This window comes from Kribbella flavida DSM 17836, assembly GCF_000024345.1.
Taxonomy (GTDB): Bacteria; Actinomycetota; Actinomycetes; order Propionibacteriales; family Kribbellaceae; genus Kribbella; species Kribbella flavida.
The window spans coordinates 1,651,864-1,671,136 of sequence record NC_013729.1; the positions used below are offsets into that span (position 1 = coordinate 1,651,864).

At 71.2% G+C, this 19,273-nt stretch carries 22 protein-coding genes; 8 read left to right on the plus strand and 14 right to left on the minus strand.

Features of this window, described 5'->3' with window-relative positions; translation table 11 throughout:
- The first annotated feature begins 9 nt into the window (after window positions 1-9).
- Window positions 10-1,245: an RNA polymerase sigma factor gene (locus tag KFLA_RS07710; protein ID WP_012919217.1), complete on the plus strand. Its 1,236-nt coding sequence runs from the start codon at window positions 10-12 to the stop codon at window positions 1,243-1,245.
- A gap of 19 nt (window positions 1,246-1,264) precedes the next feature.
- On the opposite strand, the gene KFLA_RS07715 is transcribed toward KFLA_RS07710, so the two are convergent.
- The 7 genes from KFLA_RS07715 to KFLA_RS07745 form a co-directional block, all read right to left on the minus strand.
- Window positions 1,265-1,615 carry an ArsR/SmtB family transcription factor gene (locus KFLA_RS07715; protein ID WP_012919218.1) on the minus strand — a complete coding sequence of 117 codons (351 nt, stop codon included), beginning with the start codon at window positions 1,613-1,615 and terminating at the stop codon, window positions 1,265-1,267.
- Entirely contained in the window at window positions 1,612-2,076 is a 465-nt protein-coding gene (locus KFLA_RS07720; protein ID WP_012919219.1) for an SRPBCC family protein, read from the minus strand. The genes KFLA_RS07715 and KFLA_RS07720 overlap by 4 nt, the downstream gene beginning before the upstream one ends.
- Before the next feature lie 55 nt (window positions 2,077-2,131).
- Window positions 2,132-2,941 carry an ABC transporter ATP-binding protein gene (locus tag KFLA_RS07725; RefSeq protein ID WP_012919220.1) on the minus strand — a complete coding sequence of 270 codons (810 nt, stop codon included), beginning with the start codon at window positions 2,939-2,941 and terminating at the stop codon, window positions 2,132-2,134.
- Complete coding sequence (locus KFLA_RS07730) at window positions 2,928-3,818, minus strand: ABC transporter permease (RefSeq protein WP_012919221.1); 891 nt, start codon at window positions 3,816-3,818, stop codon at window positions 2,928-2,930. Before KFLA_RS07730 ends, KFLA_RS07725 begins: the two co-directional genes overlap by 14 nt.
- A 147-nt stretch (window positions 3,819-3,965) precedes the next feature.
- A complete protein-coding gene (locus tag KFLA_RS07735) occupies window positions 3,966-4,688 on the minus strand; it encodes a tyrosine-protein phosphatase (RefSeq protein ID WP_012919222.1) in 723 nt (240 codons plus the stop codon).
- Window positions 4,685-5,803: an iron-containing alcohol dehydrogenase family protein gene (locus tag KFLA_RS07740; RefSeq protein WP_012919223.1), complete on the minus strand. Its 1,119-nt coding sequence runs from the start codon at window positions 5,801-5,803 to the stop codon at window positions 4,685-4,687. Before KFLA_RS07740 ends, KFLA_RS07735 begins: the two co-directional genes overlap by 4 nt.
- Window positions 5,791-6,528, minus strand: a complete 738-nt coding sequence (locus KFLA_RS07745; RefSeq protein WP_012919224.1) for a phosphocholine cytidylyltransferase family protein — start codon at window positions 6,526-6,528, stop codon at window positions 5,791-5,793. Before KFLA_RS07745 ends, KFLA_RS07740 begins: the two co-directional genes overlap by 13 nt.
- A 64-nt stretch (window positions 6,529-6,592) precedes the next feature.
- Here KFLA_RS07745 and galE point away from each other — a divergent pair, with 64 nt between their 5' ends.
- Entirely contained in the window at window positions 6,593-7,546 is a 954-nt protein-coding gene (gene galE, locus KFLA_RS07750) for a UDP-glucose 4-epimerase GalE (RefSeq protein ID WP_012919225.1), read from the plus strand.
- The gene (locus KFLA_RS37315) at window positions 7,531-7,902 is read left to right on the plus strand and encodes a hypothetical protein (RefSeq protein ID WP_148256574.1); all 372 of its coding nucleotides are present in this window, start codon (window positions 7,531-7,533) and stop codon (window positions 7,900-7,902) included. Before galE ends, KFLA_RS37315 begins: the two co-directional genes overlap by 16 nt.
- Here the strand turns inward: KFLA_RS37315 and KFLA_RS07760 are convergent.
- The 5 genes from KFLA_RS07760 to KFLA_RS07780 all read right to left on the minus strand — a co-directional run bounded on the left by KFLA_RS07760 (window position 7,892) and on the right by KFLA_RS07780 (window position 12,667).
- A complete protein-coding gene (locus KFLA_RS07760; RefSeq protein WP_012919227.1) occupies window positions 7,892-8,647 on the minus strand; it encodes a class I SAM-dependent methyltransferase in 756 nt (251 codons plus the stop codon). The two genes, KFLA_RS37315 and KFLA_RS07760, sit on opposite strands and share 11 nt — an antisense overlap.
- A 43-nt stretch (window positions 8,648-8,690) precedes the next feature.
- Window positions 8,691-9,803: a homoserine O-acetyltransferase MetX gene (metX, locus tag KFLA_RS07765; protein ID WP_012919228.1), complete on the minus strand. Its 1,113-nt coding sequence runs from the start codon at window positions 9,801-9,803 to the stop codon at window positions 8,691-8,693.
- 6 nt (window positions 9,804-9,809) lie between these two features.
- Window positions 9,810-11,129 carry a bifunctional o-acetylhomoserine/o-acetylserine sulfhydrylase gene (locus KFLA_RS07770; protein ID WP_012919229.1) on the minus strand — a complete coding sequence of 440 codons (1,320 nt, stop codon included), beginning with the start codon at window positions 11,127-11,129 and terminating at the stop codon, window positions 9,810-9,812.
- A gap of 68 nt (window positions 11,130-11,197) precedes the next feature.
- Window positions 11,198-11,986 (minus strand): SDR family NAD(P)-dependent oxidoreductase, encoded by a 789-nt coding sequence (locus KFLA_RS07775; RefSeq protein ID WP_012919230.1) that lies wholly within the window; start codon window positions 11,984-11,986, stop codon window positions 11,198-11,200.
- A complete protein-coding gene (locus tag KFLA_RS07780) occupies window positions 11,987-12,667 on the minus strand; it encodes a TIGR03089 family protein (protein WP_012919231.1) in 681 nt (226 codons plus the stop codon).
- A gap of 42 nt (window positions 12,668-12,709) precedes the next feature.
- Between KFLA_RS07780 and KFLA_RS07785 the strand changes: the two genes are divergently transcribed.
- The 4 genes from KFLA_RS07785 (at window position 12,710) to KFLA_RS07800 (ending at window position 16,995) form a co-directional block, all read left to right on the plus strand.
- A complete protein-coding gene (locus KFLA_RS07785; RefSeq protein ID WP_012919232.1) occupies window positions 12,710-14,047 on the plus strand; it encodes a hemolysin family protein in 1,338 nt (445 codons plus the stop codon).
- The gene (locus KFLA_RS07790) at window positions 14,044-15,123 is read left to right on the plus strand and encodes a hemolysin family protein (protein ID WP_012919233.1); all 1,080 of its coding nucleotides are present in this window, start codon (window positions 14,044-14,046) and stop codon (window positions 15,121-15,123) included. The genes KFLA_RS07785 and KFLA_RS07790 overlap by 4 nt, the downstream gene beginning before the upstream one ends.
- Before the next feature lie 98 nt (window positions 15,124-15,221).
- Window positions 15,222-16,349: an NAD(+)/NADH kinase gene (locus KFLA_RS07795; protein WP_012919234.1), complete on the plus strand. Its 1,128-nt coding sequence runs from the start codon at window positions 15,222-15,224 to the stop codon at window positions 16,347-16,349.
- 73 nt (window positions 16,350-16,422) lie between these two features.
- Window positions 16,423-16,995: a cysteine hydrolase family protein gene (locus tag KFLA_RS07800; RefSeq protein WP_158307265.1), complete on the plus strand. Its 573-nt coding sequence runs from the start codon at window positions 16,423-16,425 to the stop codon at window positions 16,993-16,995.
- 49 nt (window positions 16,996-17,044) lie between these two features.
- Here KFLA_RS07800 and KFLA_RS07805 read toward each other — a convergent pair whose 3' ends face one another.
- The gene (locus KFLA_RS07805; protein ID WP_012919235.1) at window positions 17,045-17,239 is read right to left on the minus strand and encodes a DUF1737 domain-containing protein; all 195 of its coding nucleotides are present in this window, start codon (window positions 17,237-17,239) and stop codon (window positions 17,045-17,047) included.
- Window positions 17,240-17,361: 122 nt separating this feature from the next.
- Here KFLA_RS07805 and KFLA_RS07810 point away from each other — a divergent pair, with 122 nt between their 5' ends.
- Entirely contained in the window at window positions 17,362-18,459 is a 1,098-nt protein-coding gene (locus KFLA_RS07810) for a mannose-1-phosphate guanylyltransferase (RefSeq protein WP_012919236.1), read from the plus strand.
- Between the two features lie 69 nt (window positions 18,460-18,528).
- On the opposite strand, the gene KFLA_RS07815 is transcribed toward KFLA_RS07810, so the two are convergent.
- Window positions 18,529-19,248 (minus strand): DUF3105 domain-containing protein, encoded by a 720-nt coding sequence (locus KFLA_RS07815; protein ID WP_012919237.1) that lies wholly within the window; start codon window positions 19,246-19,248, stop codon window positions 18,529-18,531.
- Window positions 19,249-19,273 lie beyond the last annotated feature (25 nt).

Sequence of the window (19,273 nt, forward strand, 5' to 3'; positions counted from 1 at the left end):
GACCCACTGATGGTTGCCACCGACGAGATCGAGCACCTGCTGCGCACCGAGGCGCCGCAGGTGCTCGGCGCGCTGGTCCGCAGATTCAGCCACTTCGACATTGCGGAGGACGCCACCCAGGAGGCCCTGCTGGCCGCCAGCCGGCGATGGCCCGCGGAAGGTGTTCCGGTCGATCCGCGGAGCTGGCTGATCCGGGTCGGGTACCGGCGAATGGTCGATCTGCTGCGCTCCGAGCAGGCCGCCCGCCGGCGGGAGCAGCAGGTCGCCGACCAGGTCGTCCCGAACCCGGCCGCCTCGAGCCCGGCCGACCAGGACGACAGCCTGTTGCTGCTGTTCCTGTGCTGCCACCCGGCGCTGAGCCCGGGCTCGCAGGTCGCCCTGACGCTCCGAGCGGTCGGCGGCCTGACGACGGCGGAGATCGCCCACGCGTACGGCGTGACCGAGGCGTCCATGTCCACCCGGATCAGCCGGGCCAAGCAGCGGCTCCGGGACAGTGGCGCACGGTTCAGCCCGCCGACCGACAACGACCGCGACGACCGGGTCGCGGCCGTCCGGCACGTGCTCTACCTGATCTTCAACGAGGGCTACACCGCCACCCGAGGGGATCGCCTCGCCCGGACCGACCTCACCGCGGAGGCGATCCGGCTGACCCGGATGCTGCGCCGCCTGCTGCCCGGCGATGCGGAGGTCGGCGGCCTGCTGGCCCTGATGCTGCTGACCGAGTCGCGGCGCTCGACCCGGGCCGACGCGGACAACCACCTCGTGCAGTTGGAGGACCAGGACCGGTCCCAGTGGGACCGTCAGCTGATCGACGAAGGCGTCGCGCTGATCGAGACCGTCTGGGCGCAGCGCGAGGTCGGCCCGTACCAGCTCCAGGCCGCGATCGCCGCGGTGCACGCCCAGTCCGCCTCCGCCGAGGAGACGGACTGGCCGCAGATCGCCGCGCTCTACCTCTGGCTGGAAAAGCTGGCCCCCACCGCTCCGATCCGGCTCAGCCGCGTCGTGGCCGTGGCGAAGGCCTTCGGTCCGCAGCGAGGACTGGCCCTGCTGGACGACCTCAACGCGACGTATCACCTGGCCGAGGACCCGCTGACCCGGCATCGGGAGCCGGCGGTCCGGGCCCATCTGCTGGAGTCCACCGGCGACCGCGCAGCCGCTCGGGCGAGCTACCTGTCGGCCGCCGGTCTCACCGCCAACGAGGTCGAACGCCGGTACCTGCTCGCCCGCGCGGACGCGCTGCGGTGAGCGCGGCCGCGCGCGGGCCTCAGCTGTCGGGTTTCTGCTGCTGGTTGCGTTGAATGGTTTCGGCGATGCGCTTGATCCGGCGCAGACGGCCGTCCCAGGCGGCGCCGACGGTGGCGAGTTGCGCCGCGGCCCGGGCGAGCTGCTCGTCGTCGACCCGGTAGCGCATCTCCCGGCCGGCCGGGGTGACGTGCACCAGTCCCACCCGGTCCAGTACGCCGAGGTGCTTGGCGACGGCCTGCCTGGTGACCGGAAGCTGTTCGCTGAGCGAGGTGGCGGTGCCGCCGCCCTCGGCCAGCAGCAGGTCGAGCATGCGGCGACGGGTCGGGTCGCCGATCGCGGACCAGAGGTCGTCGTCGACCGCGGTGGTCATCGGCGGGCGACCAGTCGGGTGACGTAGGCGTCCAGCCGGGGCAGGAAGTGGTCCCAGCCGGTCTCGTGCTCGCGGTAGGCCTGCTCGAGCACCGCGACCTCCCAGCCCTTCTCCCGGAAGCCCGTCTCGGTCAGCCGCAGTACGGTGCCGTCGCCGGCCGGGACCAGGTCGATGGTGACCAGCAGCGAGTTCGCCGCCGTCGCCGGCTCGTCGCCGGGATAGACCCAGCGGAAGGAGAACCGGCGCGGCGGCTCGACCTCCACCACGGTCAGCGCGACGACCTGCGCGTCGGGGCCGCTGCGGTCGCCGAAGACGAGCTCGCCGGTGCCGCCGGGCACCGGCGACAGGTCGGCGTCGTCGGGCCACCACTCCCGCAGGTGCTCCGGGCTGCTGACCACCTCGAAGACCACCTCCGGCGAGGCGTCGATGTGGATCTCGCGTTCCAGGCTGGCGTACTCCACGGCATCTCCCGGTTCTGCAACGTTCGGTTGCATCAACGGTACTGCACGGCGGGCGTCAGCGCTTGCCGGTGGCTTCCTTGTTGTAGGCGTCGACCACTTCCTTGACGTCGCCGTCCATCCGCAACACCCCCTTGTCGAGCCAGATCGCCCGGTTGCAGGTGTCCAGCACGACGTCCAGCGAGTGACTGACCAGGAAGACCGTGCCGGCCTGGTCACGCAGGTCCTTGATCTTCTGCTCCGACCGGACCCGGAACTCCGCGTCGCCGGTGGCCAGCGCCTCGTCGACGAGCAGGATGTCGTGGGTCTTGGCCGAGGCGATCGCGAACTTCAGCCGGGCCGACATGCCCGACGAGTACGTCGACATCGGCAGGTCGATGAAGTCGCCGATGCCGGAGAACTCGACGATCTCGTCGTAGCGTTGCTCGATCTCCTCGGCGCTCATGCCCATCGCGAGACAGCCCAGCACGACGTTGCGGTCACCGGTCAGGTCGTTCATCATCGCGGCGTTGACGCCCAGCAGGGACGGCTGGCCGCCGGTGTAGATCGCACCCGAGGCCGGCGGCAGCAGGCCCGCGATCGCCCGCAGCAGGGTCGACTTGCCGGAGCCGTTGCGGCCGATCAGGCCGATCGCGTCGCCCTTGTACGCGGTGAACGAGACGTTCTTGACCGCGTGCACCTCGCGGATGGTGGGCCGGTCCTGGCGCTTCAGGATCCGCCGGAAGGCGGTCGCCGCGGTGCCCTTGCCGCCGGAGCCGGCCGCGACCTTGTAGATGATGTTGACGTTGTCCGCGATCACCGTCGGGACAGCTTCACCGGCCGGCGGCACCGCCGCCGGCGTCGGAGCTGCCTGTTCAGCCACGGCCATACCTGTCCTCCGCACGCCAGAAGTAGATGAATCCGCCGACCAGGGTCACCACCGCCCAGCCGATCGCGATCGGCCAGGCATTCGGCAGTTCGTGCTCGGCGTGCGACTCCAGCAGGGCGCGGCGGACGATGTCGATGTACGCCGAGATCGGGTTCAGGGCCAGCACGTGGATGACCCAGCCCGGCGCGTCGGCGTCCCGCAGCTTGTCCGGGATGGAGAAGAAGATGCCGGACGCGTACAGCCAGGTCCGGGTGATGAACGGCAGCAGCTGGCTGATGTCGGTCAGGAACGTGCCCAGCCGGGCGAAGATCAGCGTCATGCCGATGTTGAACATCGTCTGCAGCAGCAGTGCCGGCACGATCAGGAACCAGCGCCAGGCCGGCCCGTCGGTGAACCCGACCAGCACCAGCAGGATGCCCATCGAGATGAACAGCTGGTTCAGCTCGTTCACCACGTAGGCCAGCGGCAGCGTGGCGCGGGGGAAGTGCAGGGTGCGGATCAGCGACATGTTGGTCGAGATCGCGCGCGACCCCTCGGTCATCGACCGCTGAGTGAAGGTGAAGACGAACATGCCGCAGATCAGGAACGCGGCGTAGTTCTCGATGCCTGTCGCGGTCCCGAGCAGCAGACCGAAGGCCAGGGCGTACACCCCGGCGTTCAGCAGCGGAGTGAGGACCTGCCAGACCGATCCCAGTCGCGCTCCCGCGTAGAGCGCATAGGTCCGTGCGCGGGCGTAGCTGTAGATGAACTGGCGGCGTCCCCACAGTTCACGAAGGTAGCTCCGGAGCGGCGGTCGCGCCGCACTCCTGAACAACCCGTAGCGTTCGGCCAGTGCCGCGATCTCAGCGGTCTTGGCCGACTCGGCGGCGGTTGACATGCGGGCCAATCTACTGGGCGCGGGCCTCGGACCTCACATCGGCGCGCTCTGAACCGTTTCAGCCGGGGTTGCTCGGCCACCCTCGGTGACCGGATCTCTCGGTGACACAGCGATTGCGGTGTGTTCCGGCCTTCGCGCCGAGCGTTGTCAGGCCGTGAGGCGGGCCCGCAAAGCAGCCAACTGCTCCTCGGTGAGGCCGGCGTGCCGCAGATATGCGACGGGTCCGCCGTACGTCGTGTCGAGGTGGCGCAGGATCGCGGTCATCGACTCCGCACGGGTGTCGCGGAACTCGACCAGCCAGGCGTGCTGCGACGTGTCGGGCTCGGCCGCCAGTTGCTCGGCCAGCAAGGGCGCCAGGTTCTCCTGGGTGAGGAAGTAGTCGGCGACGATCTCGTCCTCGGGCACGCCGGCGACCGCGAGGGCTAGCGCGACGATCACCCCGGTCCGGTCCTTGCCGCCGACGCAGTGCACGACCACGGCGCCCGGCGGCGCCTCGACGATCGCCAGCAGGGCGGCGGCGACCAGCTCGGGGTGCCGGTCGAGCATCTCGGTGCAGGACTCGACGATCGTGGTCGCCGTACTGGGTGGGTCAGCCGGGTCCTGCAGTGACAGGTGCAGGCCGAGCGAGTCGCCGGTGAACGGTGTCGGGAAGCCGGTCACCTCGCCGTGCGACCGCAGGTCCAGGATCCGGCTCACCCCGGACTGCCGAACCGTCTCGGTGGCGTCCGGGGTCAGGTGCTGCAGGCTGTCCGCGCGGATCAGCGCACCGGTCCGGATCGCCCCGCCGTCCGCCGTCGGCAGGCCGCCGAGGTCGCGTGCGTTGCGGCAGCCCGGCCAGTCCAGCCGACGGGTCGCCGGGTCCGGCCTCACCGGTCCTCCAGGATTCTTCCTTCAGGCGTGATCCCGCCGTCGCCGGTGGCGATCCGGGCGTAGACGTGGTCGTTGAACGCGGCCACCGTCGCCGCGATCCGGGCCGGGGTCAGCGCCGACTCCTCCAGCACGGTGATCCGGCCGGGCCGGGTCTGCGGCGCGTAGGCGACGATCTCGCCGAACTCCTCCAGGCCGAAGCCGAGATCGGCCGGCCGGACCGGTAGCCCGTGCCGGTGCAGGCAGTCGACGGTGGTGTGGAAGGCCGCCAGATCACCGCGCAGGAACCACGCGAACGCCGCGCCCAGCCCGACCTGCTCACCGTGGAACGCGCGCCGGCTGGGGTGCAGCAGGTCGATGGCGTGCGAGATCTCGTGGCAGGCGCCGGACGACGGCCGGGACGTGCCGGCCACCACCATCGAGATGCCGGACAGCACCAGCCCTTCGGCCAACGTGGCCAGAAAGGTCTCTTCGAGGATGCTGCCGGGGTGGTGCAGCACGGCCTGCGCCGACGTGCGGGCCAGCGACACCGCGAGCCCGTCGATCTCCTCGCCGTGCTGGCTGTGCGCGGCCTCCCAGTCGGCGAGCGCGGACAGGTTCGAGACGATCTCGCCGATGCCGGAGCGGACCGAGCGCGGCGGCGCCTGGGCGATCAGGTCCAGGTCGACGATCACCGCGATCGGCGCCGGAACGCCGTACGAGCCGCGGCCGGCGTCGTTGTCCAGCGTGCTGATCGGTGAGCCGATGCCGTCGTGGGCCAGGTTGGTGGCGACCGCGACCATCGGCAGCCCGAGCCGGGCCGCGGCGAACTTGGTCACGTCCAGCACGGTGCCGCCGCCGATCCCGACGATCGCGTCGTAGCGGTGCTGCCGGATCTGCTCGACCAGCTTGATCGCGGTGTTGATCGTGCCGCCGTCCACGGTGAACCAGTCGGCCTCGACCAGCCCGTGCTCGAACGTGCTCTGCACGATCGGCCCGTACGTCGGACCGACCGCGATCGCGACCCGGCCGGAGGTCGAGATGCGCTGGTCGGCGAGCACCTCGGCCAGCTCCCGCAGCGCGCCCCGCCGGACGTCGACGACCAGCGGCGCGGTGACGAAGCGGGCTAGGAGGGGCATACGATCTCCCGGGCCCGGGCCAGGTCTGCGTGGTTGTCGATCTCCACCCAGTCGACCGCGCCGATCGGAGCGACGTCGATCCGGAAGCCGGCGTCGGCAAGCACCTGGTACCCGTCCTCGTAGTACAGGTCCGGGTCGTTCTGCCAGGTCTTGCGCAGCGCGGCGGTCAGGTCGCCGGCGGCGGCCGGCTCGATCAGGGTGACGCCGATGTACTCGCCGGTCGCGGTCGCCGGGTCCATCAGCTTGGTGATCCGCCGGACGCCCACCGCGTCGTCCCAGACCACCTTCATCTCCTCGTCGGCGAGCTGCTTCTCGGTGTCCAGGGCGAGGATCAGCCGCCGGTCACCGCCGCGGGCGTCGAGCAGCGTGCGCTCGACCGAGACCGGGTGCACCGTGTCGCCGTTGGCGAGCAGCACCCCCTCGGCGAACAGGTCGCGGGCGCACCACAACGAGTAGGCGTTGTTCCAGATCTCGGCCTTGTCGTTGTGCACCAGCTGCAGCCGGACGCCGTACCGGTCCTGCAGGTCGCCGACCCTGGCCTCGATCGCGGCCGCGGCGTACCCGACGACGATCGCCGCGTCGGTCAGCCCGACCTCGGCGAAGTTCGCCAGCGTGAGGTCCAGCGGGGTGGTGCCGGCGTCGATCGGGACCAGCGCCTTCGGCAACGTGTCCGTGTACGGGCGCAGCCGGCGGCCGGCACCCGCGGCGAGAACCAGTCCGATCATTGGCTGATGATACCGATTCGGACCGGTTCGGACAGGGGGTCGCGGGACTGGCAGGATAGGCCGCATGACTTGGCTTGTGACGGGTGGGGCGGGGTACATCGGGGCGCACGTGGTGCGGGCGTTCGCGGCCGACGGGATCGACGTCGTGGTGATCGACGACCTGTCGAGCGGTAAGGTCGACTTCCTGGTCGACGGGGTGCCGTTCGTCGAGGCGAACCTGCTGGACACCGACGTGGTGCGCACGACGCTGGACGGCGTCAGCGGCGTCGTGCACCTGGCCGGCTACAAGTACGCCGGGGTGTCGGTGGACAAGCCGCTGCACACCTACACGCAGAACGTCACCGCGATGGTCTCGCTGCTCACCGCGATGGCCGACACGGGCGTGCGCAACATCGTGTTCTCCTCCAGCGCGGGCGTCTACGGCACCCCGAAGGACGAGGTCGTCACCGAGCAGACCCGGCCCGACCCGCAGAGCCCGTACGGCGAGACGAAGCTGGTCGGCGAGTGGCTGCTGGCGGACCAGGCGAAGGCGGTCGAGCTGCGGCACACCTCGCTGCGCTACTTCAACGTGGTCGGCTCCGGAGACCCGAAGGTGTACGACGCGAGCCCGTACAACCTGTTCCCGATCGTCTGCAACCTGCTGACCCAGGGCAAGGTGCCGCAGATCTACGGCACCGACCACCCGACGCCGGACGGCACCTCGGTCAAGGACTACGTGCACGTCGCCGACCTCGCCCGGGCGCACGTCGCGGCCGCCCGCGCGCTGGACTCCGGCAAGTCGCTGGAGCCGGTCTACAACCTGGGCAGCGGCACCGGCACGAGCGTGCGCCAGATCATGGACGCCGCCCGCCGCGTCACCGGCATCGACTTCACCCCCACCGAAGGCCCCCGCCGCCCCGGCGATCCGTCCCGTGTCGTCGCGTCCGGCGAGCTCGCCGCCCGCGACCTGGAGTGGAAGAACACCCACACCGTCGACGAGATGTTCGCCTCCGCGTGGGAGTCATGGCCCAAGAACTGACCGGCCACCAGCCCGACGGCCCGGCAGGTCCCTGGCAGGCCGTCGAACCGTCGCCCGCTTGCCCGTGCGGCCTCGGCGTAGAACAGCCCTGGCGGACCAGGGACGATCTCTACAGCCCGGCCTCGTTCATCGGCGGGATGCTCTGGTACGTCGCGGTGGTCGCCGCACTGCTCTGGGGCTTCCCCTTGTTCGGCTGGATCCTGGCGGGGTTGCTGGGAGCGGTGGTGCTCGGCTCGCTGGTGTCGCAGGCCTTCCGGCGGCACCGGGGGTTCTGCTGGCTGGGCCGGGGAGCGTGGTTCGGAATCGCAGTGCCGGGAGTGCCGCTGCGCGCGCTGGCGGCGTTGCCTAGCTTCTGACCGCGGTGAAGCAGGCGGCTGGGATGGTGAGGGTGAGTTCGCCGCGGCGGTTGAGTTGCTGCTCGGTGGCGTGGAGAGCTTCGGGGCCGACGGCGTCGAGCCAGCCGTCGAGGAAGCCGAGGCGGATGAAGTAGTGGTCGAGCAGGGCGGTGCCGTCGGCGAAGCGCATGCTGAACTGCGTCCGGTCGGCGGTCGCCGCGAAGCCGGCGGTGGTCAGCAGGTCCAGCGTGCCCTCGACGGTCGCCCGGTGGCCGAGGTGCTCGTCGAGCTTGGCGCTGGCGCCGACGACCTCGCGGAGTACGTCGTAGAACTCCTGCATGTGGCCGACCAGGTTGGTGCTGATCAGCAGGTGCCCGCCTGGGCGCAGGACGCGGTGGCACTCGGCGAGCACGGTCGCCGCGTTGGCGAAGTTGTTGATCCCGAGGTTGGACACCACCACGTCGACGGACCCGTCGGGCAGTTCGAGCCGGGCCGCGTCGGACACCACCAGCTCGACGTCCCGCAGCCCGAGGTACTCCACCTTGCGCCGCAGCACGTCCATCGCGTCCGCCCACGGATCGACGGCGATCACCCGGGCTGCTGACCGCTGCGCCAGCTCCACCGTCAGGAACCCGGTGCCGGCGCCGATGTCCACCACCGTCTGCCCCCGCCGCAACGGCACCCGGTCCAGGATCAACTGCCCGAACGGCGCCGACCACAACGGCAACTCGTCGTAGTTCTCCGCCACCCCACGATCGATTTCCACCCCAGCACGCTAACCACCACCCGGTCCAAGGAGGCGGAACGGATCAGTGCAAGACGTCGGCGACGAGTTGGCCGACCTGGTCCACCTCGATCAGGAAGCCGTCGTGCCCGTACGGCGACTTCACCAGGTGGAGGGGGCCGGCGGCCGGGTGGGCGTCGACGAGTTCGGCCGACAGGCGGGGCGGGTACAGCCGGTCGGAGTCGACGGCGGCCACGACCAGCCGGGAACGCAGGCCGCGCAGCGCCTCGTGTTGTCCGCCGCGGTCCCGGCCGATGTCGTGCGAGTTCATCGCCCGGGTCAGCACGACGTACGAGCCGGGGTCGAACCGGGCGGCGAGCTTGGCGGCGTGGTGATCGAGGTACGACTCGACGGCGAACCGGCCGTCGCCTTGCGGGGTACGCCCGAACCGGATCGCCAGCTCGTACTCCGACCGGTACGTGACGTGCGCGATCCGCCGCGCGATACCGAGTCCCGCCAGCGGCGCCTCGCCGGTGCCGTAGTAGTCGCCGCCGTGCCAGTGCGGGTCCGCCTCGATCGCGGCGAGCTGCGGTGCGCACCAGGCGATCTGCTCGGCCGACGCGTACCCGGTCGAGGCGAGCACGACGGCCGTCGCCACCCGGTCGGGGTACAGCAGCGGCCACTCGATCGCGCGCATGCCGCCCATCGAGCCGCCGATCACCGCCGCCCACCGGTCGATCCCCAGCGCATCGGCCAGCGCGGCCTCGGCGGCCACCTGGTCCCGGATCGTGATCGCCGGGAACCGGCTGCCCCAGGCTCGTCCGTCCGGGGCGGTCGAGGACGGGCCGGTGGATCCCTGGCAGCCGCCCAGCACGTTCGCGGCGACGACGTACCAGTCGGTGGGGTCGAGGTACGCCGGGATCAGCCCGTCCCACCAGCCCGGGGTCGGTTGCCCCGGGCCGGCCGGACCGACGACGTGCGCGTCCCCGGTGAGGGCGTGGCAGATCAGCACGGCGTTGTCCCGGGCGGCGTTCGGCCGGCCCCAGGTCTCGTAGGCGATCGTTGTGTCAGGCAACGAACCGCCGCGCTCGAGCGGCAGCTCGCCGAGCTCGGCGAACTGCCGCCCGGCGGCAGGATCACCCGGCCGCCACCCACCGGCCACCTGACCTGGTGCGTGCACGGCGTGATCCTGGCTCATCGGCGCTCAGGCGGACTTGGCCGCGGCGAAGCCGGCTTCGAGGTCGGCCAGGATGTCGTCGATGTGCTCGATGCCGACGGCCAGCCGGACCAGGCCCGGGGTGACGCCTGCGGCGAGCTGGTCCTCGGCGGACAGCTGGCTGTGGGTGGTCGAGGCCGGGTGGATCACCAGCGACCGCACGTCGCCGATGTTCGCGACGTGGCTGTGCAGCTCCAGCGCGTCCACGAACCGCTTGCCGGCGTCCACGCCGCCCTTGATCTCGAACGCGACCACCGCGCCCGCACCGCGCGGCGCGTACTTGCGGGCCAGCGCGTGCCAGGGCGACGACGGCAGGCCGGCGTAGGCGACGCCGTCCACCTCGTCGCGGCCCTCCAGCCACTGCGCGACCTCGAGCGCGTTGTCCACGTGCCGCTCGATCCGCAGCGACAGCGTCTCCAGGCCCTGCGCGATCAGGAACGCGTTGAACGGCGACACCGCCGGGCCGAGGTCGCGCAACCACTGGACCCGCGCCTTGAGGATGTACGCGAGGTTGCCCAGCTCGCTGCCGACGCCGAGGGCCTGGGCGTAGGTGAGGCCGTGGTAGCTCGGGTCGGGCTGGTTGAAGCCCGGGAAGCGCTCCGGGTTCGCCGCGTAGTCGAACCTGCCGGAGTCGACGATCACGCCGGCGATCGCGGTGCCGTGCCCGCCGAGGTACTTGGTGGCCGAGTGCACCACCACGTCGGCGCCGTGCTCGATCGGGCGGATCAGGTACGGCGTGGCGACGGTGTTGTCGACCACCAGCGGGACGCCGTACGCGTGGGCGACGCCGGCGACGCCCTCGATGTCGAGGATCTCGCTCTTCGGGTTGGCGATCGTCTCGGCGAAGAACGCCTTGGTGTTCGGCCGGATCGCCGCCTGCCAGGAGGCCAAATCGTTGGGGTCGTCGACGAACGACACCTCGATGCCGAGCTTGGGGAAGGTGTAGTGGAACAGGTTGTACGTGCCGCCGTACAGGCTGGGACTGCTGACGATGTGGTCGCCGGCCTCGGCGATGTTCAGCAGGGCCAGCGACTCGGCGGCCTGGCCGGACGACACCAGCAGCGCGGCGGTGCCACCTTCCAGGCTGGCGATCCGCTGCTCGACCGCGTCCTGGGTCGGGTTCTGGATCCGGGTGTAGATGTTGCCGAACTCCTGCAGCCCGAACAGGCTCGCCGCGTGGTCGGTGCTGTCGAAGGTGTACGACGTGGTCTGGTAGATCGGCAGCGCCCGCGCCTTGGTGGTCGGGTCGGAGCTCTGCCCGGCGTGGATCTGGCGGGTTTCGAAGGACCAGCTCGGGGTGGTAGTCATACAAAGACGATAGAGTTACTGCAGATTGACCCCGGGTGACCGTCCACAGTGTGGAACGGTCGGTGGACTCAGTCCGCGGCGTGCTGGCCGGTCGGGCCGGACGGGGTGAGGTCCAACATGCCCGGGCCGAGCAGGATGCCGCCCTCGACCGGCAGCGTGATGCCGGTGATCCAGGCCGCGTCGTCGGAGGCCAGGAAGGCGGTCGCGGCGGCGATGTCCTCGGGCTCGCCGACCCGGCCGAGCGGGTAGGCGGCGGCGAAGCGTTCCAGGGTGTCGGGCTGGTGGTCCCAGTTCGGGGTCCGGATGGTGCCGGGAGCCACGACATTGAACCGGACGCCGCTGGAGCCGTAGCGGGCGGCGAAGTTCTTCGTCATCGCGACCTGGCCGGCCTTGGCCGCGGAGTACTCGAGGTTGCCGAACGCGGCCAGGCCGTTCACCGAGCTGATCGTCACGACGTTGCCGCGCGACTCCAGCAGGTGGGGGAGCGCGGCCTGGACGCACTGGGCCGCACCGATCAGGGTCAGGTCCAGCTGGCGGCGCCACTCCTCGACGGTCGTCTCCTCGGGCAGCGAGGTGACGATGCAGCCGCCCGCGTTGTTGACCAGGACGTCGAGCCGGCCGAACCGCTCGACCGCCGCCGCGACGGCCGCGTCGACCTCCGCCCGCCGGGTCACGTCGACCCGCACCGCGAGGGCGCGCTGGTCGCCGAGCTCGGCGACGAGCGCGTCGAGCTTGTCCTGCTGCAGATCGGTGACGACGACCGAGCCGCCCTCGGCCGCGATCCGCCGGGCCACTCCGGCCCCGATGCCCTGTGCCGCCGCCGTGACGAGCGCGACCTTGCCCGCGAAACGCTGCATTCAGTCCTCCACTACTCGGTCGACCTTTTCGTCGGTGATCCGCCGCTCCCGCTTCGCCGGGTCCAGATTGCGGCAGAGCACGAGCGAACCACCTCCGAGGATCACTCCGACCAGCAGATCGAGCCCGGCCGGGGCAACCAGGTCGCGGGTGGTCAGCACCCGCTCCGCGATCGGCTCCGCGGCCGCGATCAGGTCGGCGTGCGTCCGGCCGTCGTACGCCGGGCTGATGGCGGCCGGCGGGTCGGCCGGGACGAACAGGTCCGGGTGGTTGTAGACCTCGGCGCCGTAGTCGTGCACGCCCTCCGGCACCGGCTCGCGGAACCTTCCGCCGAGCGGCAGCAGGGCGGTGGCGATCGTCTCCCGCCGGCCCGCGGCGCGGAAGTCCGGGCCGGTGATCGCCAGGTCGCCCGCACCGGTGGTCACCGCCGCACCCGCGGACCAGGTGGCCAGCGCCCAGACCACGCCCAGCCAGTGCGGCGGCAACGCGAGGGCGACGGTTTCGTCCGGCGCGAGGTCGTACTCGTCGACGAGCAGGTTCGCGGTCTTGGCGATCCAGTTCGCGGTGGTGACGGCGCTCAGCTCGATCCGTTCGCCGGTCACGTCGTCGTAGTAGGTGAGAAACGGGCTGGCGCCGTCGCGGCGCACCGCGGCAGCGAAGAGTTCGGGCAGGGTTCCGGCCATGCGGCAGAGCCTACGGGGCAGCGGCGCCAGTAAGCTCGCGTCATGCTGATCCTGATCGGCCTCGGGCTGATCCTGGCGCTGACCGTTGCCACCGGCTACTTCGTGGCGCAGGAGTTCTCCTACGTCGCGGTGGATCGGAACCGGCTGCGGGCCCTGGCCGACGCAGGGGACGCGGCCGCTGCCCGGGCGCTCAAGGTCACCGCCCGGCTGTCGTTCGTGCTGTCCGGTGCCCAGGTCGGGATCACCGTCACCGCGCTGCTGGCCGGCTACGTGGCCGAGCCGTACCTCGGTGAAGGGCTGCAGAAACTGCTCGGGAACGCCGGGTTACCCACGGGCGTCGGCCTGGCCGTCTCGGTGATCGCGGCGCTGCTGCTGGCAACGGTGATCCAGATGGTCTTCGGGGAGCTGGCGCCGAAGAACCTCGCCATCGCCCGGGCCGAGGCGGTCGCGCTGCGACTGTCCCGGTCGACGCTGGTCTACCTGGCCGTGGCCGGGCCGGTCATCCACCTGTTCGACGCCACCTCGAACCGGATCCTGCGCCGGGTCGGGATCGAGCCGGTGGAGGAGCTGCCGCAGGGCGCCACCGCGCAGGACCTGGACCGGATCATCGCCACGTCGTACGAGCAGGGGCTGCTGGACCAGGACACCACCCGGCTGCTCGACCACGGGCTGGACTTCCGTGGCCGGATCGCCGGCGAGGTGATGGTGCCGCGGGTGGACGTGGTGACCGTGCACGAGGACGACCCGCTGAGCCGGGTGGTCGACCTGCTCGACACCGGGCACAGCCGGTTCCCGGTGATCGCGTCCTCGGTCGACGAGGTGGTCGGGGTGGTCGCGGTCGGCGACGTCGTCGAGGTGGAACCGGCCGACCGGCACCACGTGACGGCCGGCTCGCTGGCGGCCGCGCCGGTGGTGGTGCCGTTCACGCTGCCGCTGCCCGTTGTGCTGGAGCAGCTCCGGACCGCGCACCGGCAGCTGGCGATCGTCGTGGACGAGTTCGGTGGGTTCGCCGGCGTGGTCTCGCTGGAGGACATCGCCGAGGAACTGGTCGGCGAAATCCGGGACGAGGACGACCTGCCGGAGAGCGAGCTGGTCGACAACGGCGACGGTGGCTGGACGCTGCCGGCGCGCTGGCGGCTCGACCAGGTGCAGGAAGCCACCGGCATCGCGCTGCCCGAGGACGACGACTACGACACCGTCTCCGGTCTGGTGATGGCCCGCCTCGGCCGGATCCCGGTGGTCGGTGACCGCCTGGTGGTCGACCTGCCGCCCCGCTTCGACCATGACGGGCGCCGCGTCCCGCCGGAGCAGGCCCGGCTGATCGTGGAGACGGTCCTGCGGCACGTGCCGGGCCTGGTCGTGCTGGAGCGGGTCCGATGAGTACGACGGTCGCCCTGCTGATCTCGCTGGCCCTGCTGGTCTGCAACGGGTTCTTCGTCGCGGCGGAGTTCGCGCTGGTCGCCGCCAAGCGGCACCGGCTCGAGCAGGCCGCGGCCGACGGCAGCCGGTCCGCCCGGGCCGCGATCGCCGGGGTGAGCGAACTGTCCCTGATGCTGGCGGGCGCGCAGCTCGGCATCACGTTGTGCACGCTGGGTCTCGGGTCGCTCTCGGAACCGGCGGTCGCGCACCTGCTGCACCCGCTGTTCGAACTGATCGGCTTGCCGGACGACGCGGGCCACGTGATCGCGTTGGTCATCGCGGTCGGCGGCATCGGCCTGCTGCACGTGCTGCTCGGTGAGATGGCCCCGAAGTCCTGGGCGATCAGCGACCCGGAGCGGTCGGCGCTCCTGCTGGCGCTGCCGTTCCGCGGTTTCACGTACGTCGTACGGCCGCTGCTGCTGGTGCTCAACTGGCTCGCGAACGCCCTCGTCCGGGCCGTCGGCGTGACGCCGCAGAACGAGATCGCCAACGCGCACGGGCCGGAGGAGTTGCGCCTGCTGATCGAGTCGTCCCGCGAGCACGGCACGCTGGAGCCGGCCGAGCACGACCTGCTCACCGCGATGCTCGCCCTGCAGAACACCACGGTCGCGCAGGTGATGACGCCGACCAGCCGGCTCGCCACGATCCCGGCCGAGGCGTCCGCCCGCGACGTCGAGCTGGCCAGCCGGCACCAGGGCCGGTCGCGGCTCGCGGTGGTGTCGGCGCAGAGCCGGGCGATCTGCGGCATCGTGCACGTCCGCGACGCGGCCCGGGCGACCACCGGCGGCGGGGTGACGTTGCGGGCGAGCGACCTGATGACGGAGCCGCTGCGGATCGCCGCGGCGACGCCGGTCGCCGCAGCGATCCGGGTGATGCGGGAACGCCGGTCCCAGCTCGCCGTCGTCCAGGACGGCGGCCGCCCGGTCGGGGTGGTCGCGCTGGAGGACCTGCTGGAGGAGGTGATCGGCGAGTTCGACGACGAGACCGACCCGATCATCACCGCCGCCCGTGAGACTCGGCAGGCCAGGGCCGACTAGGGCCTGTCCTCCGGGTGGCGATCTTGTCCGCACGCCTTACGGTGGTCGCACAACACCCCGCCGGGCCGCGCGGCCCGTCGCAGCGTGAAGGAGACAGCGTGCCCATCAGTCGTATCGGCCTGGTCGTGCACGAGGGCCGCCCGCTCGCCGTCCAGGCGGCCGAGGTGGTCCGTGCCTGGTGCCGCGAGCACGACATCGGCTGCACCGACATCGACGTGTGGAACCAGCACCAGGACCGCCGCGGCGGCATGGACGAGCTGCACCACGCGGGCAACCCCGACCTGGTCGTCACGCTCGGCGGCGACGGCACGTTCCTGCGCGGCGCCCGGATCGCGGCGAAGAACGACGCCGCGGTGCTCGGCGTGGACCTGGGCAAGGTCGGCTTCCTCACCGAGGTCGCCTGCAGCGACGTCGAGGCGGCGCTGGAGGCGGTGCACAACGGCGGGGCGACGATCGAGCAGCGGATGACGCTGACCATGCGCGCGTCCCGCAAGCTGGAGATCCCGGCCGGGATCGAGTCGCTGCTGCGGTACGGCCACGGCCCGTCGCTGCCGCCGCCCGCAGTCCGGCCCGACGGCGACGGGGACGGCTGGGGTGTCGCGCTCGACGTCACCGCGCTGAACGACGTGGTGCTGGAGAAGCTGGCCCGGGACCACCAGGTTGCGCTCGGGGTCTACCTGTCCGGGCGGCTGCTCGCGTCGTACTCGGCGGACGCGGTGATCGTGGCGACCCCGACCGGCAGTACGGCGTACAGCTTCGCGGCGGGTGGTCCGATCCTGTCGCCGAACACGGAGGCGATCGTGTTCACGCCGGTCGCGCCGCACATGACCTTCAACCGCTCCGTCGTCGCCGCCCCCGACGAGCCGGTGTCGCTGCGGGTGCTGCCGCACTCGGGGCAGGCGGCGGTCAGCATCGACGGGCAGCTGCGCGGGGTGCTCGACCCCGGTGACTGGATCGGCGTCTACGGCTCGCCGCGCCGGCTGCGGCTGGTCCGGCTCCGCCCGACGGATTTCTACGGCCGGCTGCGGGACCGCTTCCGCCTCACCGATGCGCCCGCCACCGCCCTCGACGGCGAGTCCGACCCGACCTGGATCCCGGACAGCCCGGTCCCGCCGGACCTCGCCCACCTCCGCCTGCCGCCCCCTCGACGGGAGCCGGAACCGCCGCCGTCCCCCGCCTGCGAACTGGACGAGCAGGACGAGGAGACGGTGGAACGCGGCTCGTAGACTGCGGGTCATGAATCACATTCAGAACGCCACTGAAGAGTTCTTTTGACTTCCACCGTCCAAGGTCGCGGTGGTGCTGGTGGACTTCCAGAACGACTTCTGCAGTCCGGAGGTCGCCGGGGACGGCCCGGTCACCAACACCCACAACGCCGCGGCCGCCCGGCGTGCCCACCGCTTCGCCGAGAACGCGGCTGAACTGGGCGCGCACGTGGTCTACACGCAGCAGGTCCTCGACTTCTCGGCGCTGACTCCTCGCCAGCGACGGTGGGAGCGCGCCGACGGCCTCTGCGTGGCCGGCAGTTGGGGAGCCGAGTTGTTCCTGGACCCCGTGCCCGGCTCCAGCGTCGTCGTCAAGCACCGGTTCGATTCCTGGCAGAGCAGGCCGTTCGTGCAGTTCCTCGAGACCCGCGACATCGACGGCCTCGTCATCTGTGGCGTGGAGTTGATCTGTTGTGTCCTGTACGCCGTGCTCGGTGCGCAGGAACGCGGGTATCACTACGTGGTTCCTCAGGACCTGGTCTCGGGACAGGACTTCGGGGACGAGACCGACAACAAGGCGGCCCGCGATCTGCTCCGCTACAGCCGGCCCGAGCACGTGGTCGACTCGGGCGACGAGATCCTCGCCCGCTGGAGGTCGTCGGCGTGAGCCGGCAGCAGCCGCGAGATCGGAACGCGGCTGCACCGTCGGCAGAGTCTCAGGACTGCTGGTGGGTCGCGCGCCAGATCAGCGCCTGGCCGGCGATCACCCGGGAACCGTCGAAGGTCAGCGAGGGTCCGCCGTGCAGCTCGTAACCGAGCGCCAGGGCCTCGCTGACCCGCTCGCAGAACGTCGCGTCGTCGGGTCCGGTGAGCAGGCGGTAGATGGGCAGTCCGTTCGGGGGTGCGGTCATGCCTCCAGTGTCGACGGTGTCCGGTCCACCGTGCGCCGTCCGCCGGGGAGCCGCACCAGACCAATCGGGTGGGTGGTACGCCGGGGCCGCGGTGGGGTGGGCAGCAGGTAGGGTTCGTGCTCATGCGAAACGTGGTGATCCTGGCCGGTGGCTCGGGGACGCGGTTGTGGCCGTTGTCGCGGGCCGACAAGCCCAAGCAGGTGCTGCCGCTGGCGGCCGGGAACTCGCTGCTGCGGGTGGCGTACAACCGGCTGCAGGGTCTGGTCGACCCGGCCAACATCTACGTGTGCACCGTCGCCGCCCACACCGAGCTGGTCCGCGAGCAGCTGCCGGAGCTGGGTGAGCACAACATCATCGGCGAACCCGTCGGCCGCGACACCGCCAACGCGGTCGGGCTGGCGTCCGCGGTGGTCGCCCGCAACGACCCGGACGCGGTGCTCGCGATCGTCGGGTCGGACCACCTGATCACTCCGGAGGCGCAGTTCCGGGCGGCGATCGAGAGCGGGTTCGAGCTGGTCGAGTCCCGTCCCCGCTCGCTGGTGACGTTCGGGATCGAGCCGACCCACCCGCACACCGGCCTCGGGTACGTCGAACGCGGCGTGGCGATCGACGGCACCGCGGCGTACGTGGTGGACCGGTTCCGGGAGAAGCCGGACCGGGCGACCGCCGAGCAGTACCTGGCGACCGGCCGGTTCTGGTGGAACTCCGGCATGTTCGTCTGGCGGGCGGAGACCGTGCTGAGCGTGCTCGACGCGCTGCTGCCCGAGTCGGCCGCCCAGCTGCGCCAGGTCGCCGCGGTCTGGGACACCCCCGAGCGGGACGCCACGCTGGCCGGCATCTACCCGACGCTGCGCAAGATCAGCGTCGACTACGCCGTGATGGAGCCGGCCTCGCAGGGCAAGGTGGACGCCGACGTGGTGGTCGTGCCGATGCCGGTGCACTGGCTGGACGTCGGCTCCTGGGCCGCGCTGGCCGGCACCTACCAGGTCGATGCTTTGGGCAACCGTCACGACGGCTCGGCGCTCAGCTGCCTGCTGGACAGCCACGACAACGTGATCGTCACCGACGACCCCGACCACCTGATCGCCGCGGTCGGCCTGCGCGGCCACATCATCGTGCACACCCAGGACGTCACCATGGTCTGCCCGCTGGCCGACGGCGAGCGGGTCAAGGACCTGGTCGCCCAGGTCCAGTCCGACCACGCCGAACGCTACGTCTGACCCCCGGTACGACGAAGGGCGCCCGGTCCGAGGACCAGGCGCCCTGTGCGCCGTACAGGAAGCGGGCGGTCAGCCGCCGTTCGGCTCCTGGGCGTCCATGGCCGGGTACTTCTCCATGAATTCCTTGAGGGCCTGGCCGGAGACCGCATTGCAGAACTGGCGGTGGCCGAGCGCGGTCTGCTGGCCCGCGGTGTTGCCGCTCCAGTGCGAGAACGCGACCTGCTTGCCGGCCGGCCAGGCCGGGCCGTCGCTGTCGCTGAACGGGGCGGCGATGAACTTGCCGAGCGTGGACTCCGGCAGCTTCGCCTTCGAGATCTTCTCGATCTCGTCGACCTGCTCCTGCGGCAGCGAGTCGCGGTACCACAGGATCGTGTAGCCGTGCTCGAGGTTGTGCACGAGGTTGGGCACCGGCGGCCGGTCGTCGGCGGTGTAGAACTTCTTCCCGAACGGCGCCCAGGTCTGGTAGTGCGGTCCCGACGACGGCGGCGACACCGGGTAGGCGATCATCTCGCCGTCCGGCTTGTGGTCCTGGGTGCCGGTGGCCTTGTCGTCGATCACCTTGTCGCAGGAGGCCTCCGAGGGAGAGGCGCCGAACGCGGTGATCGCCTGGTCGGCGGTGCGGGAGTCCTGGATCACGCGGATCGCCGGGTAGGCGATGATCGCCAGGCCGACCAGGATCGAGGCGGCGACGATGATCCAGGTGCGGCGCTTGTCGGACCGGGCCTGGTCCCGCTGCATCTTCTCGATCAGTTCGCGGCGCGACTGCTTCTGCGACGACGCTTTACCCACAGTGATTTGGTCTTCCGATCCGGGC